This window comes from Corallococcus praedator, assembly GCF_003612125.1.
Taxonomy (GTDB): Bacteria; Myxococcota; Myxococcia; order Myxococcales; family Myxococcaceae; genus Corallococcus; species Corallococcus praedator.
In genome coordinates this window covers 1-14413 of the sequence record NZ_RAWI01000240.1, presented here as the reverse complement: position 1 = coordinate 14413, position 14413 = coordinate 1, and the positions used below count along the sequence as shown (strand labels likewise).

Here is a 14413-nt window from a genome sequence, read left to right as displayed (position 1 = left end):
GTGCAGGGAGGGCTTCATGGGAGGGCTCCGATGACAGGAAGGCCCCACCCTGCCCCGGGCGGCGTCAGCCCCAGGTCGGGCGCGAGTTGACCTAGAATTGACCGGGCCTCGCGCAGGATGCGCGCACCAGGAAGAGGCGTTCCATGAGGGTGCTCGTCGTCGAGGACAACCAGGACCTGCAGGCCAACCTGGCCAGCTTCCTTGCGCCGGACTTCACGCTCGACTTCGCCTCCACGGGGCCGGAGGGCCTCTCGCTCGCGCTGGCGAATACCTACGACGCCATCGTGCTGGACCTGGCGCTGCCCGGCATGGACGGGCTGGAGGTGTGCCGCGCCCTGCGCCAGCTCGCGCCACGGTTGGTGCCCGTGTTGATGCTCACCGCGCGCGACTCGCTGGACGACAAGGAGGAAGGCTTCACCGCGGGCGCGGACGACTACCTGGTGAAGCCCTTCTCCCTGCGCGAGCTGCGCTGGCGGCTGGAGGCGCTGGGACGCCGCCCGGTGCCGCCCAGCGGACGGCGCCTCCTCTTCGGAGAGCTGGAGCTGGAGCCCGAGGGCGGATGGGCCCGGCGTGGGGAGCAGCGCGTGCGACTCAACCGCACCGAGGCGCTGCTGCTGCGGCTGTTGATGGAAGCGGCACCCTCGGCGGTGCCCGCCGCCACCCTCGCCCACCGACTGTGGGGCGACGAAGCGCCGGAAGGCAGCACCCTGCGCACCCACGTCTATGGCCTGCGCCGCACGCTGGGCGCGCTGGGGCTCGAACAGCTCATCGTCACCCGGCGCCACGAGGGCTACGCGCTGGAGGAGCCACCGCGTGGCTAGGCCTCTTCGAGTCCTCCTGCGCCGCGCGTTGCTGCTGTCCTCGGCGCTCGCGCTGCTGCTGATGGGCGGCTTCTTCACCCTCTTCAGCTACGACCTGGAGGACACGATCTTCAACCGGCTCGTCGCGGTGGAGGCCGAGCGACAGTCGGGCGGCCGCGCCGCGCCGCCCGGGCTGCCCGTGGGGATGAGCGTGCACCGGGGGCATGCGGCCCTGCCGCCCGCGCTCGCGCGCAAACTGCCCCCTTCCCTGTCGCGCGGCGAGTACGAGGTGGCCACGGACGGGGCGGGCCATTTCCACGTCGCCGTGCGTCCGGATGCACACGGGGGCGAGCCGCTCTACGTCGCCTTCCGGGTGGACACCTTCACCAGCACCACGGGCCAGCTGGGTCGCAACGCCTGGCTGCTGTTGGTGAGCGCGGCGCTGTCGCTGCTCGCGGCCTCGGGCATCGCCGTGGTCGTGGCCCGCCGCGTGAGCCGGCCCCTCGAGCAGCTTGTCGCGGCGCTCGGGGAGGACGCACCCGAGGCCGAGGAGGACCCTGGCGCGGTGCGGGAGCTGGGCACGCTCCGGGACGCGCTGCGCGAGCGTGACGCGCGCATCCAGCGCCTTCTGGAGCGCGAGCGACAGTTCAACCGCGACGTGAGCCATGAGCTGCGCACGCCGCTCGCCGTCGCGCAGGGCGCCGTGGAGCTGCTTGAGCGCGCACCACCCCAGGACACAGCGGCCTTCGCCCGCCTGCGCAGCGCGGTGCTGCAGATGGGGTTGCTCACCGAAGGCATCCTCTGGCTCGCGCGCACGCCACATCCGGGCGAGCGCTGCGAGCTGAAGGCGGTGTCGCGCGAGGTGGTGGCGCTCTACGACGGATTGCGACAGCCCGCCGTCTCGGTGGTGGTGGAAGCGGAGGGACCCGTGGAGGCACCGGTGAGCGCCGAGGTAGCGCGCGTGCTGCTCGGCAACCTGGTGAAGAACGCCTTCGGCTACACGCGCACGGGCAGCGTGCGGGTGCACGTGGCACCCGGCCTCTGGAGCATCAGCGACAGCGGCGAGGGCCTGGGCAACGTGGCGCCCGAGCACGCGGGCTTCGGTGTGGGCCTGTCGCTCGTGCAGCGGCTGGCCCAGAGACTGGGCTGGAGCGTGACCTTCACCCCGCTGCAACCGCAGGGCACCCGGGTCGAGCTGCGCTGGACCTGAGCGGCGGAGACGCGCCAGCGGGCTGGCCTCACACCGTCTTCACGGCAAGCTCCCGGGCCACTTCGATGAAGAGGCTCAGCGGCCCCGAGCGCTGTGCCCTGCTGGGGAAGTAGAGGAAGAAACCGGGCACCGTGGGCGCGTACTCCTCGAGCACACGCACGAGTCGCCCCGTGCGCAACCGCTCCTTCACCGCCGGCTCGAAGGCATACGCCAGCCCCAGGCCCTGCTCCACCATGGCCAGCGTCAGCTCGCGGTCGTTGGTGAGCACGCTGCCTCGCACCGGCACCCGCCAGTTCCTGCGCCCGCGCTCCAGCTCCCAGGCGTAGAGCCCGCCACTCGAAGGCATGCGGATGGTGAAGCACTCGTGGCGCAGCAGGTCCTCGGGACGCTGGGGCGTGCCGTGTCGCTTGAAATAGGAGGGGGCGCCCACCACGACGAAGCGGAAACCGCCGGTCAGGCGCACCTGCACCATGTCGCGCTCAAGGGCCTCGTGCAGGCGCACGCCCGCGTCGTAGCCCTCCGCCACGATGTCCACGAGTCGGTTCTCGGCGATGACCTCCACCTCTACCCGTGGGTGGCGTGCGCGGAAGGCAGGCAGGACCGGGGTGATGACGAAGGGCACCGCGACTTCCGGCACCGTCAGCCTCAGTCGCCCCACCGCCTCGCCCGGCTGCGCCGCCACCTCCGTGAGGCTCGCGAGCGCCTGGTCGAGGCCCGGCCCCGCGCCCTCCAACAGCCGCCGCCCTGCATCCGTGAGCGACATGCTGCGCGTGGTGCGGGCGAAGAGCACGACGCGCAGTTGCTTCTCGAGCTGGCGCACCGACTGGCTCACCGCCGCCGGAGAGACGCCGAGCTCGCGCGCCGCAGCGCTGAAGCTCTTCAGGCGCGCCACCACGAGGAACACCTGGAGCTGTGGGAGGAGCGTCGTCTTCATGGAGAGCGTCCTTGCGGGCCACCGATGGCGCGCTCCGAAGGCTCATGGAGCCCTGAGCGTCGGTGCCCGTTCAGCGACGGTGTCCCAGCAGCAGTCCCTCTTCAAGCGCGGCTTCAAGGCCCATCGCGAACATGACCCTACTTCCAGGGCAGGAATGGATTGAAAGGAGAGCCCGACTTGCTGGACTCACGGGGTCAGGTCAGTTCAACCCCTCACGTGAGGGTGGAAGTTTTCAGGAGCGGTGCTCGCTAGGCTTCAGTGAATCCAGGCCCGCGGCTGCCGCGGGCCTGGACCACTGGATGTCATGTGGGGGGCTTCAATGAAAGCACAGACGTCGTGCATGCAATGGGTCGTTGCTGGCGTGTGCCTGGGGCTGCTTCTGGGTGCGGGAGGCTGCGTCGGAGACGTGCCGGACGAGTCGCCTCCCCTGGAGCCAGGCTGGATCGCCCAGGAAACCCTCGCGACCAACGGACTGTCCACGAATGGGTTGTCCACGAACGGCCTGTCCACGAATGGACTGTCGACAAACGGCCTGTCCACGAATGGGCTCTCCACGAATGGGCTGGCCGCCATTTCGTTCGTGAACTGGTTCAATGGCAATGAGTCCGTCGCATACTCCGACATGGTGATGAAGTATGTCGTTGCCTGCGCCCTGCCCTCCGGCCAGACGCGCACCTGGACCAATCCCGTCACGGGCGCCAGCCATTCCTGGGCGGGCCGGCTGGGCCTGGCCACGGACTGGGCCAATGGAAGCCCCGCCACCGTGGCGGAGCAGCAGCGGCTCTCCGCCTGCCTCGCCGCGCACGTCAACAAGTTCGGCGTTTCGGTTTCCATCTCGGTGCGGGGCCGTGATTCGGCGGGAGCCGCCCTCTCCGTGACGTCCAGCGAGACCACCGCCTACACAGAGCCAGAGGCCTGCTTCTTCGGCAACCTGTTCACCGGCCAGGGGGTCTTCGCTGGCAGCGACCGCGTCCTCAAGAAGAAGGAGAGCACCGCTCGGGCCTGCGGGTTGTCCTCCAAGGTGATGGGCGAGAACACGGAGTGCCCTCCCATCGTGCACATGGGCCCATGCTCCAGCGTCTGCACCCGCGATGCGACGAACGCCTTCTGGAAGAGCTGTGTCGTCAATGGCGTGTCCTACGTGCCCATCACCACCTACCTGCGCCCCCAGGACATCTACACGTGCGGGGATGGCATCTGTCAGTTCACCGAGTCATGCGGCACGGGTAATACCTACGACAGTTGCTCCTCGGACTGTCTGGCCTGCGGCACGCACTAGGCCGGGGTGATTCCCCCGTCACGAACGCCTGCGTCGCGCCGCTCCGTGCAGTGGCAACATCGGCGCGACCCGGGTGGCCAGTGTCTCCACGAAGAGCCGGACCTTGGTCGGAAGATTCAGCCGGCTCGGGTAGACGGCGTGAACGGAACGCAACAGCGCTGGCTTGGGTCCGAAGAGGACCTTGAGCCGGCCCTCACGGACCGCGTCCTGGCAGAGGAGCGTCGGAACACATGCGATGCCGACCCCGGCGATCGCCGCATCGCACGCCACCTCCAGGTCATTCACGGTCAACACCGGATCGATTCGCGACTTCACGCCCTCGACGCTCCACGTCTCGAACGCACTGAATCCAATGCAGCGTGCGTCCCGAAGCTCGCGGGCGCTCGGCGTCCCGTACTGCGCCAGGAACCCGGGGCTCGCCACCAGGTACATGGGCCCTTCTCCGAGCTTGCGCGCCACGAGCGACGAGTCGTCGAGCGTCCCGATGTGGATCGCGACGTCCAGCCCCTCCTCGATGAGGTTGATGCGTCGATCCGCCAGCACCAGCTCGACCCTCGCCTTGGGGTAGCGGCCCAGGAACTCAGAGACGACGGGCGCCAGGTAGCGGCGTCCGTAGAGCATCGGCGAGGACACCCGCAACAGGCCGACCGGCTCCGCCTCCTGCTGCTGCGCCTCGCTGTTGGCCTCGTCGATCTGCGCGGCGATGGCGGCACAGCGGTCGTAGTAGGTCGCTCCCGCGCCCGTGACCCGCAGCCGCCGCGTCGTCCGCTCCAGGAGTCGCACCCCCAGCTGCTCCTCCAGCTTGCTGATCCGCTCGCTGACGGTCTGCTTGGTGATGCCAAGCTGTCGTGCCGCGCGGGTGAAGCTGCCTTCTCGGACAACCCTCGCGAAGAGGACCATGTCGGCGGGTGAGATCATGACCGTCAAGGCTACCCTGACAAAGAGTTCGTGCGGGGCCCCATTGTCTGGAGGCCTCGCGGATCGCAGGGTTGCCGCAGCCTGACCCATCTCCAGGAGTGCTCACATGAAGCTCTACTTCGCCCCCAGGACCCGGGCGACCCGTCACCGCTGGCTGCTCGAGGAACTCGAAGTGCCCTACGAGCTGCTGAAGCTCGACCTGTCGAAGCAGGAGAACAAAACACCGGCCTACCTGGCGCTGCACCCCTTCGGAGAAGTCCCTGTCCTGGTGGACGGGGACGTGACGCTCTTCGAGTCGTCGGCGATCTACCTCCATCTGGCCGACCGCTTTCCGGAGAAGCACCTGGCGCCGCCCCCGGGCTCGCCCGAGCGCGGCCCCTACCTCCAGTGGGTCCTCTTCGCAGAGGTGACGCTCGAGCCCGCGGTGCTGGAGCACCACCGCGATGCGCAGCTGCCCACGGAGCAGAAGACGAACCTGGCAAGGCAGCACGCCCGGCTCGACGAAGTGCTCACGGTCATCGACACCCGGCTCGGAGGCAGGGAGTTCGCCGTGGGCAACGCCTTCACCGCCGCCGACCTGACCCTGGCGTCGATCCTTCACCTGGCGCACACGCTGAGGCTGCTTGAGAAGCACCCACGGCTCATCGACTACGTCATGCGCCACACGAAGCGCCCCGCCACGAGGCGAGCCGTCGCGGGGTGAATGTGCCTGCTTGTCAGTGGCACGCACTTCCTACGCACGTTCACTTCGATTTGGCGGCGCGTTGGAAGGCTTCGCGGGCGCGTTCAATCTCCGGCCGGTGGCTTTGCGCCCAGAACGCGAGCGCGGACACCGGCTCCAGCAGCGTTCGTCCGAGCCGCGTGAGGTCGTAGTCCACTCGCGGCGGACTCGTCGGGTAGACGGTCCGCGTCACGAGCCCATCCCGCTCCAGGCCGCGCAGCGCGAGGGTCAGCATGCGCTGCGAGATGCCTTCGATGGCTCGCTTGAGGTCGCTGAAGCGCAGCGTGCCTTCGCCGAGGTTCACGATGACCATCACGCTCCACTTGTCCCCGACCAGGCTGAGGATCTCACGCGTCGCGACACAATCGTCGTCGAAGCGTTTGGTCATCTTCCCGTTCCCTAGTGACTTCAATGTGCCTCCTTCCCGGCGTCCTCGCGGTATGCGAGATACCCAAGGTCACTTTTCGTAACCAGGCACACGACGGTAACCAACAAGTCCAGAGGAACGCCATGACCCCTGCGATCGCCGGCAGCGCGACGCCGTCCAAAGCCCTTCCCGTCAGCCTGTGGGTCGTCCAGGCGCTGCTGGGACTCCTCTTCGTCGGGACCGGCCTCTGGAAGCTCCTGACCCCGGTCTCACAGCTCGCCGCGATGATCCCGTGGGCAGGACAGGTTCCGGAAGCGTTCCTGCAAGCGACGGCGGTGATCGATCTCTGCGGCGGGCTGGGCATCGTCCTGCCCTCGCTCACGCGGATCAAACCGGCATTGACCGTCCTCGCCGCGCTGGGCTGCACGGCGCTCCAGCTCAGCGCCATCGTCTTCCACGTCTCGCGTGGCGAGGCCGCGAATACCCCGTTCAACTTCCTGCTCGTCGCGCTGTCGCTCTTCGTCTTCTGGGGACGACGCTACCGGGCCCCCATCCCGCCTCGGGTTTGACGGGAAGGGGGAAGCGGATGCTACGAATGTGCATCCCGTGCGACGCCTCCTCTTCCCACTGCTCGCCCTGCTCGGCGTCCTCACCTTCGGGCTCACCGCGCTCGCCTCGGTGGCGCTCTCGCTGCTCCTGCCGCTCGCGCTGTTCGGAATAGGGGCGGCGGCGTTGGCCTCGATGCGGCCCTTGCTCGCGGCCCGCGCGATGCTCGCGGGGCTCAAGGGCATGGGCGCCTCGTGGCAGTACCTGGGCGTGTTCGCCCGCTGCGTGCTTTCGCCCCTGCGCGAGCAGGAGGAGCGGCAGCTCGCGGACAGTCCCCTGCCCGCCCTCTCGGTGCGGCTGAAGCCCGCGCAGTTCCTCGCGCTGCATCGGCTGCAACAGCAGGCGGCGACGGCGACGGGCACCGCGCCCGTGGACGCCTTCGAGCTGAGCCCGGACACCACCCTGGGCATCGCCGTGGTGCGAGCAGGCAAGCGCACGGAGCGGGTGCTCTACGTGGGACTCGGGCTGTTGCAGCAACTGTCGATGGATCAGCTCGCCGCGGCGCTCGCGCATGAACTCGGGCACGCGCGCGCGGGCCACCCGCGCATCGGACGCTGGGTGCACCACTGCATGCGGATGGTCCTCGACGCCCAGCTGCGCTTCGGCGCCTGGAACCCCGCGCGCTGGGGAAGCTGGGTGGCCTTCGAGGTGCTGTCGGCCGTGTACTACCCGTGGTCGCGGGAGCGCGAGTTCCAGGCAGACCGCATCTCCGCCCAGGTGGTGGGCGCGAACCATGCAATCGCGGCGCTGCGTGCGGTGCGGGACGGGGCGCCCGCGTACGAGCTCGCCCTGAACGAGGCGCTGCGGCGGGCGCACGCAGAACCGACGCCGCGCCTGTGCGAGGCCGCGTCGGCGCTCGCTGCCGCGCTTCCGCCAGCGGCGCGCAGACAGCTCGCGGTGAAGAACGAGGGAGACCCGCTGGAGTTGGGCGGCCTCACCCATCCGCCGACGGCGCTGCGCATCGCGGCGCTCTCGGGCCTGCCCTCCCGCCCCGTCACGGATGCGCGCCCGGCCTACGAAGCGCTCGGAGCCGCCGCGCTCGACGAGCGTCTCACGCGTCACTGGCTGCTCGCGCTTGGCGTCAGCGCGACGCGGGAGGCTGAGCCGCGCAGGCACGCTGCGATTGCGCTACCGGATCGCCCGGACCTGGCCCCCTCGCCGGAGCGCCCGGACTCGGCCCCCGAGCCCAGCGGGCTTGAGCTCGACGTGGAGCGCTCGTGGCGGAGCGAGTCGCTCCCGCACCGAGACGAGGCGGAATTCGAGCCCTTGAGCGCGGGCCGCGGCCGCACGCGCTGAGCCGCGGGTGCAGCGCCGCTCGATTCTCCACGGCCCCGCGGCCCTGGCTCGTCGTGGGATGGCGGGTGCATGAAGAGGGCGGCGGGGTTTCCACACCGCACCGGCTCACAGCCCGGACGCTACTTCCCCGTGGGCTTCGGCGCGTCCGCGGGCGGCGCCTTCGGGAAGGCGAGGTAGCCCTTCTCGGTGTACCAGGCGAGCACCTCCACCTGCAGCCGGCCCGCCTTCACCATCGGGTCCTGCTCGGCGAGCTGCCGCGCCTCCTGCTTCGTTTCCGTGCGGTAGATGCACGCGCCGCGCATGCCCACGTCGTCCTGCTCGTCGAAGGGGCCCGCGAGGACCATCTTTCCGCTCTCCCCCATGCGAGTGAGGTGCGCGAGGTGCTCCTCCTGCAGCTTCTGGAGGGCGGCGGGCTCCGTCTTGGGGGCGTTGGGCGCGCGCTTGAGCAGGACGAGGTAGTGCTTCTCGAACTCGAACTTCTTCTCGGCCGGGGCCCCGGGCTTCGTGGCCGACGCGCTCGGCGCGGCAGGGGTGGAGGACAGGGCGAGCAGCAGCAGCGCGGAGGTAAAGGTCAAGGTGCGGGCCACGCTAGGGGAGAGGTCCCCCTCGCGCCACCCGCCGGCCGTGCGGGACCTCCTTGGGGTGCGCAGCGTGCTGACGCCCTGCGTTGATGCTGCTCTTTGACGCGCGAAGCCATCGTCTGTCTTTTGACAAGGCTGTCAGGCGGGTGCTACCGGTAGCTGAAACATGAATCGGCTTTCATCTTGCCTGGGGATGCGCCGGGTCATGTGGGCGGCGGAGCCGGCCTGGAGCCGCTGCTCGACACCGCCCTGACGCTGATCCGTGAAGGGTTCGCAGGGCCTCCGCGCCCTCCCGCGCCCGAGATGCACTGAGTCCGAAGCTTTGTCCTGTCGTCGTCCCGGCGCTGTCGCCGGAAGCGAAGAGGAGCACTCACATGAAGAAGACGCTTTTGTCCGCGATGATGCTGTGCACGCTGGGGCTCTCCGGTTGCGGGGACGACACGACGGATCCGCCGGTCACCCAGCCCAAGCTGGACAGCCAGTCGAACATCCTCGCGTTCCTCGAGGGCAAGACGCTCGTGATGGAGGGGGACAACATCCCCAGCCACCCGCTGTCGCTGGACGAGGACATCAACTGGGGCTCGGCCAGCCAGTGCTTCCAGAAGGTCACCATCGGCGTGGGTGGCAACAACTTCCACGTGAACAGCGTCCCCGGCACCATTCGCGAATCCTCCGGTGTCGGCCAGCCCGGCAGCACCTGTGACCATGCCGCGGCGCAGAACGCGCTGGTGTTCGACTCCAAGGCCGTCACCCTGAGCAACATCGCGGCGGACGGGAGCTGCTTCGAGGTCCTCGTCGACTACGGCAGCTTCAAGCAGGAGGGCCGCGCGAGGTTCTCCGAGGACACGAAGAAGCTCTCCATGGAGCTGTACTTCGAGGCCAAGGCCACGGGCTGGCACTGCGCCGACGGCGCGGTGGGGGCCAAGACGGTCAGCGCTTCCGGCCAGCCCTTCACCGGCAACGCGGTGCAGGTCTACGAGATCAGCGGCTAGTCGCACGGTGACGGTGGGCGCGAGCCGCGCCCGCCGCCCGTCCCTGGGGCCAGGGTGGCGATGCTCCCTGGCCCTTTCCGGCAATCCAGCTGAACGGCCCGCATCCGGGTCCGGGTGTGCCCCGCGCGAGGGGTCGAGGTGCGTATGACGGGAGGGTGGTTGGGTGAGGCAGGCAAGGTGATGCGCCGGGGAGCGGCGATGCTCGCGCTCGGTCTGGCCGGGCTGTCGCTGCCCGCGGCGGCGCAGACCACGACGGTGCCGGGGCTCTATTACGGCGACTGGTTCGACGAGAAGGACCGCGAGGAGGATGCGAAGCCGCGCGAGTTCATCCTCATCAACTACTTCTTCACCCGGCTGTCGCTGACGAACAGCGTGGGCGACCCCGCGGGCCTCAAGGGCGTGTCGCTGGGGCCCATCGGCTCGCTGTCCGGCAGCTCCGTCCGGGTGGAGCCGGGGCGTTCCGCGTTCTACGTCGAGCAGCGCTGGATTCCCGTCCTGGAGTACAGCCCCTCCTTCGTGGACGGGCTGGCGTCCTTCCGCGCCCAGTTCGAGGTGGACTACCTCTGGGGACGCGCCGCCAATGCCTCGCAGCAGAACGAGGGCGGCGGCTTCAACGCCGACCAGGTCAACATCCAGACGAAGAACATCAACGTCGCGCTCTACCCCACGCGCAACCCCGCGCGGCTCACGCTGCTCATCGGCACGCAGCCCGTCTACGACTCCATCTTCGACCCGACGCGCACGCCGCTCAACGACATCATCCGCACGGGCTACAAGCTGGCGTTCCTGGGCAGCGACGCCACCGGCCTGACGCTCTTCAGCAACTACAAGGGGCTGTCCAAGCTGAGCCTGCTGCCGCTGGGCAGCGCGCAGGCGGACAAGGCGACGAAGGATGACCCCCGCCTGAAGTTCGTCTACCTGCTCACGGCGGACTACGCGTATCCGGTGCAGCCCGGGACGAACGTGGGCCTGTCCGCGTGGTACCTGCGCGACGACACCAAGGGCGACGCGTATGCCTTCGAGGGCATCGTGAAGAGCGGTCCGTCCTCGTCGGGGCTCAGCCCGTTCGTGGGCACGCCGCGCTTCAACATCGAGCGGCCCACCGGCAACGTCTTCTGGCTGGGCGCCAACTTCCACCACAACATCGACTTCCGCACCGGTCGGCTCGGGGCCTCCGGCTTCGTCATGTACAACGGCGGCAGCTACACGAGCGACCGCGCGGACACCACGTTCAACAAGAAGGTCGACATCTCCGGCCTGTCCGCCAACCTGGAGGTGCTCTACCAGTGGGGCCGTGGGCCGTCGGACCTGGTGACGCTGGAGGGGATGTTCACCACCGGCGACAGCAACCTGGATGACGACCGCTACACCGGCGCCTTCACCCTCAACCAGTACGGCCTGCCGGGCTCCGTGTGGTTCGACCACAAGATGCTGCTGCTGTTCCCCTTCACCAGCACCGTGAACAACTACACGGGCGCGGTGACGGACATCTCCAACCAGGGCTACGGCCTGCGCACCGGCATCGCGAGCGCGGCGTGGGACATCGTTCCCAACAAGCTCAACCTCAAGCTGGCCACGGGGCTTGCCAACGCGGGGGCCACGCCGCCGCGCTGGGATCCGGCCGTGCGGCGGGGACGCTTCATTGGCGCCGAGGTGAACGCGGAGGTGCGCTACACCATCCGCTACCTCATGACGGTGGGCGTGCACGCCGGCTACCTGTTCCGCGGCAGCTTCTACGACGGTTCCACGACGGTGAAGGGCAACCCCTTCGCCGCCTTCACCACCTTCACCTGGTACGCGTTCTGACCATGAGCACCTCCCGCGCCCTCAAGGCCCTGCTGCTCGCGGCGGGGCTCGCCTCCTCCTCCGGCTGCGTTCGTTCCTATGCGAGCGCGCCGCCCCTGGCCTTCCAGGACCTGGACTACACATCCGCCGAGGCCAGGACGCCCTGGCCGCTCAAGCGCATGGCCCTGCCGAAGACGGCCGCCACCTACGGCCTGACGCGCGTGCCGGAGATGGCCTTCGTGGAGCTGCCCGCCGCGCCCGGTGCGCGCACGGTGGTCCTCATCCATGGGTTGGGCAGCTACCTGAAGTTCTGGCAGGCGCAGATCGACACGCTCAGCCGCGCCGGCTACCACGTCGTCGCGGTGGATCTGCCGGGCTACGGCAAGTCCGACAAGCCGGGCTCCTTCCCGTACACCATGGAGGCCATGGCCGACGCGGTGCGCGAGCTGACGCAGGGGCTGGGCGTCGAGCACCCCATCCTCGTCGGCCACTCCATGGGCGGACAGACGGCGCTGTCGTACGCCATCCGCTACCCGAGCGAGCCCGCAGCGGTGGTGCTGGTGTCGCCCGCGGGCTTCGAGAAGTTCTCCCCGAAGGAGAAGGCTTGGTTCACGCGGGTGATGAGCACGGAGCTGATCAAATCCGCGCCGGAGTACGGCGTCTGGGGCAGCGTGCGGCAGGCCAACTTCCAGAATTGGCGGCCGGAGCTGGAGTGGCTCATCGAGGAGCGCGTGCGGCTGGCGAAGTCGCCCGAGTTCGACGCGTATGCCTACGCCAACGTGCGCTCGGTGACGGGGCTCGCCCACGACGACTTCGTGCGCGACAACCTCCACCGCATCCGCGTCCCCACCGTCATCATCTTCGGTGAGTCGGACCGCCTGATTCCCAACCCGTTCATGCACGGCGGCTTCCCGCGAGACATCTTCGAGTACGGCCACGCGCACATCGCGGGCTCGAAGCTCGTGGGCCTGGAAGGGTGCGGCCATACCGTGCAGCTCGACTGCCCGGAGCCCTTCAACGCCGCGCTGAAGGCGTTTCTTGAAAGCGTGCCGGCGTCGGGCACCGTGGCGCCGCCGCCGTCGGTGGCACCGGAGGTCGCCCCGAAGACGCCGCCGTCTCCACCGCAGGTGCCCGGCCCCGTGGACACGGTCCCTCCCGCGACGCCGGACCGGCAGGGGCCTCCCGCGACCGTGCTGCCTCACGGCTCGTGAGCCAAATGCTCCTGGAGGACGGGGCCACGTCCTGCAGGAGCAGGGACGACGCCTCCTGCGCCCCCTCAGGCCTTGGCGGGCTTCTTCGCGGCCTCGTGTTCGTCGCGACCGTGCGCGGCGGACGAGGGGCTGGTCGCCTCCACGGCGGAGAAGGTCTCCAGGATCTTGTACGTGTGGCTGGAGCCACGCGGCACCAGCCACGAGTCTCCGGGGTTGAGCAGGATGGTCTGCCCCTCCAGGTGCAGCTCCGCGCGGCCCTTGAGCACGTAGCCCACGGTCTCGTAGTCGCGGGTGCTGGCGGGCTTGGCCTCGGCGGGCGGTTCGTCCTCCCACAGCCGCATGGCCACGCGGACGCCGGAGGCCAGGTACTTCTGGCCCATCTCCCCCTTGGGGGAATGGCGGCTTTCGACCTTCTTCACGCTGGTGTCGCCCATGTTCGCCTCTCCTTGAGGGCGGCGTCCGGCGCCGCGCTCCTGGAAGAGAAGGTAGGGAAGACCCCGGCCATTGGCGGACCGCATCGCGCAGGCTGCCTGCCTGCCCTGCGTCCGAAAAGACGAAAGCCCAGCCTCCCTTGAGGAGACTGGGCTTCGGTGACTCACCGGTCGCGGAGAGTCGGGGCTTCGCTCAGCTCGCGGCGCGGACGTTCTGCGCCTGAAGGCCCTTGGGGCCCTTGGTGACTTCGAACTCCACCTTCTGGCCCTCGGCCAGAGTGCGGAAGCCATCCATGTTGATGGCGGTGTGATGGCAGAAAACGTCTTCGCCATTGTCCTGCGCGATGAAGCCGAAACCCTTCGCGTCGTTGAACCACTTCACAGTACCGAATGCCATTGTGAGTCTCTTCTCTTTCTCTGCTTTGAGCTGTGACCGGCTCGCGCCAGCCACCCGTACCGAAACGCACATCGCTGCGGCACGCCGGGTACTCTACCTGCTTCCCGCGCGAACACCACTCCAGAGGAAGGAATCGTGCGAGCAGGCGTCCATCATCCGACAAACCGGAGGTGGATGAGTCCCGGCGATTGAACATGCCAGTGCGCCCGGGACATTCCCATCGGGCTCCGGCCCCGCCTTCATACTTCTTCACCGTGCCCGGGCGTGGGCTTCACACCCGCCTTCTACCTTGTGCTCCGTCAGACAGGGCGCGGGACCGCATGAGCGGCCCCCCGCCTGCTTCCAGGAGCCGCACACATGTTCGGATTCGTTTTCGGTACCGCCTGCCTCGCCGGTCTCTTCGTCACCCTGCGCCGGGGCCGCCACGGCCACCGCCACGGCCACTACGCCTACGGCCACGGGGGCCGCTGGAGCGCGCGGCCCCGGCTGCGCTGGCTCTTCGAGCGGCTGGAGACGTCGCCCGGCCAGGAGAAGGTCATCGTGAAGGCGGTGGAGGATGCGCGCGAGGCCTTCGCCAAGGTGAAGGACCAGTGGGGCCCCAGCCGCACGGCGGTCGCGGGTTCGCTCCGAGGGGAGCACTTCGACGGCGCGATGCTGCGCGAGCTGTTCAGCCGCCATGACGTCGCGCTGGAGACGCTGCGCAACGCCGTGAAGGACGGCCTGTCCCAGGTGCACGAAGCGCTGGAGCCTGATCAGCGCCGGGAGCTCGCGGACATCATCGAGCACGGCTGGAGCTACGGCTGGCGCGGCGAGAAGGACGACGAGCAAGCGGTGTCTCATGGTGGATCTCCAGGAAGGGGAAGGGGAGGGAGGCGGGCTCAGACC

Annotated in this window: 16 protein-coding genes; 10 read left to right on the top strand and 6 right to left on the bottom strand. The window is 69.0% G+C overall.

Going from position 1 to position 14413, the window contains the following annotated elements; genetic code table 11:
• Window positions 1-143: 143 nt before the first annotated feature.
• Window positions 144-821 (top strand): response regulator transcription factor, encoded by a 678-nt coding sequence (locus D7Y13_RS26675; RefSeq protein ID WP_120584166.1) that lies wholly within the window; start codon window positions 144-146, stop codon window positions 819-821.
• Entirely contained in the window at window positions 814-2010 is a 1197-nt protein-coding gene (locus tag D7Y13_RS26670; protein ID WP_233595632.1) for a sensor histidine kinase, read from the top strand. Before D7Y13_RS26675 ends, D7Y13_RS26670 begins: the two co-directional genes overlap by 8 nt.
• Before the next feature lie 28 nt (window positions 2011-2038).
• On the opposite strand, the gene D7Y13_RS26665 is transcribed toward D7Y13_RS26670, so the two are convergent.
• Window positions 2039-2944, bottom strand: coding sequence for a LysR family transcriptional regulator (locus D7Y13_RS26665; RefSeq protein ID WP_120584168.1), 906 nt, complete (start codon window positions 2942-2944; stop codon window positions 2039-2041).
• A 340-nt stretch (window positions 2945-3284) separates the two neighbouring features.
• On the opposite strand from D7Y13_RS26665, the gene D7Y13_RS26660 reads away from it, so the two are divergent.
• Window positions 3285-4223 (top strand): hypothetical protein, encoded by a 939-nt coding sequence (locus D7Y13_RS26660; RefSeq protein WP_233595633.1) that lies wholly within the window; start codon window positions 3285-3287, stop codon window positions 4221-4223.
• Between the two features lie 18 nt (window positions 4224-4241).
• On the opposite strand, the gene D7Y13_RS26655 is transcribed toward D7Y13_RS26660, so the two are convergent.
• Window positions 4242-5141: a LysR family transcriptional regulator gene (locus D7Y13_RS26655; RefSeq protein ID WP_120531644.1), complete on the bottom strand. Its 900-nt coding sequence runs from the start codon at window positions 5139-5141 to the stop codon at window positions 4242-4244.
• Between the two features lie 106 nt (window positions 5142-5247).
• On the opposite strand from D7Y13_RS26655, the gene D7Y13_RS26650 reads away from it, so the two are divergent.
• Window positions 5248-5844, top strand: a complete 597-nt coding sequence (locus D7Y13_RS26650) for a glutathione S-transferase family protein (protein ID WP_120531645.1) — start codon at window positions 5248-5250, stop codon at window positions 5842-5844.
• Window positions 5845-5884: 40 nt separating this feature from the next.
• On the opposite strand, the gene D7Y13_RS26645 is transcribed toward D7Y13_RS26650, so the two are convergent.
• Window positions 5885-6250, bottom strand: a complete 366-nt coding sequence (locus D7Y13_RS26645) for a winged helix-turn-helix transcriptional regulator (RefSeq protein WP_120531646.1) — start codon at window positions 6248-6250, stop codon at window positions 5885-5887.
• A gap of 122 nt (window positions 6251-6372) precedes the next feature.
• Here D7Y13_RS26645 and D7Y13_RS26640 point away from each other — a divergent pair, with 122 nt between their 5' ends.
• Together D7Y13_RS26640 and D7Y13_RS26635 are read left to right on the top strand one after the other, a co-directional pair.
• Window positions 6373-6798 carry a DoxX family protein gene (locus tag D7Y13_RS26640; protein WP_120584170.1) on the top strand — a complete coding sequence of 142 codons (426 nt, stop codon included), beginning with the start codon at window positions 6373-6375 and terminating at the stop codon, window positions 6796-6798.
• Between the two features lie 37 nt (window positions 6799-6835).
• A complete protein-coding gene (locus D7Y13_RS26635; RefSeq protein ID WP_120584171.1) occupies window positions 6836-8131 on the top strand; it encodes a M48 family metalloprotease in 1296 nt (431 codons plus the stop codon).
• 119 nt (window positions 8132-8250) lie between these two features.
• Here the strand turns inward: D7Y13_RS26635 and D7Y13_RS26630 are convergent, their stop codons facing one another.
• A complete protein-coding gene (locus tag D7Y13_RS26630; RefSeq protein WP_233595634.1) occupies window positions 8251-8718 on the bottom strand; it encodes a YciI family protein in 468 nt (155 codons plus the stop codon).
• 368 nt (window positions 8719-9086) lie between these two features.
• Between D7Y13_RS26630 and D7Y13_RS26625 the strand changes: the two genes are divergently transcribed.
• From D7Y13_RS26625 to D7Y13_RS26615, 3 genes are all read left to right on the top strand, one after another.
• Window positions 9087-9704 carry a hypothetical protein gene (locus tag D7Y13_RS26625; protein ID WP_120584172.1) on the top strand — a complete coding sequence of 206 codons (618 nt, stop codon included), beginning with the start codon at window positions 9087-9089 and terminating at the stop codon, window positions 9702-9704.
• 144 nt (window positions 9705-9848) lie between these two features.
• Complete coding sequence (locus D7Y13_RS26620; RefSeq protein WP_120531650.1) at window positions 9849-11510, top strand: hypothetical protein; 1662 nt, start codon at window positions 9849-9851, stop codon at window positions 11508-11510.
• Window positions 11511-11512: 2 nt separating this feature from the next.
• Window positions 11513-12700, top strand: coding sequence for an alpha/beta fold hydrolase (locus D7Y13_RS26615; RefSeq protein WP_120584173.1), 1188 nt, complete (start codon window positions 11513-11515; stop codon window positions 12698-12700).
• A gap of 65 nt (window positions 12701-12765) precedes the next feature.
• Here D7Y13_RS26615 and D7Y13_RS26610 read toward each other — a convergent pair whose 3' ends face one another.
• Together D7Y13_RS26610 and D7Y13_RS26605 are read right to left on the bottom strand one after the other, a co-directional pair.
• Window positions 12766-13134, bottom strand: coding sequence for a cupin domain-containing protein (locus D7Y13_RS26610; protein ID WP_120531652.1), 369 nt, complete (start codon window positions 13132-13134; stop codon window positions 12766-12768).
• Window positions 13135-13324: 190 nt separating this feature from the next.
• Window positions 13325-13528 carry a cold-shock protein gene (locus D7Y13_RS26605; protein ID WP_120531653.1) on the bottom strand — a complete coding sequence of 68 codons (204 nt, stop codon included), beginning with the start codon at window positions 13526-13528 and terminating at the stop codon, window positions 13325-13327.
• Window positions 13529-13885: 357 nt separating this feature from the next.
• Between D7Y13_RS26605 and D7Y13_RS26600 the strand changes: the two genes are divergently transcribed.
• Window positions 13886-14413 (top strand): periplasmic heavy metal sensor (locus tag D7Y13_RS26600; RefSeq protein WP_120630804.1); only part of this gene is annotated, 528 nt, incomplete at its 3' end.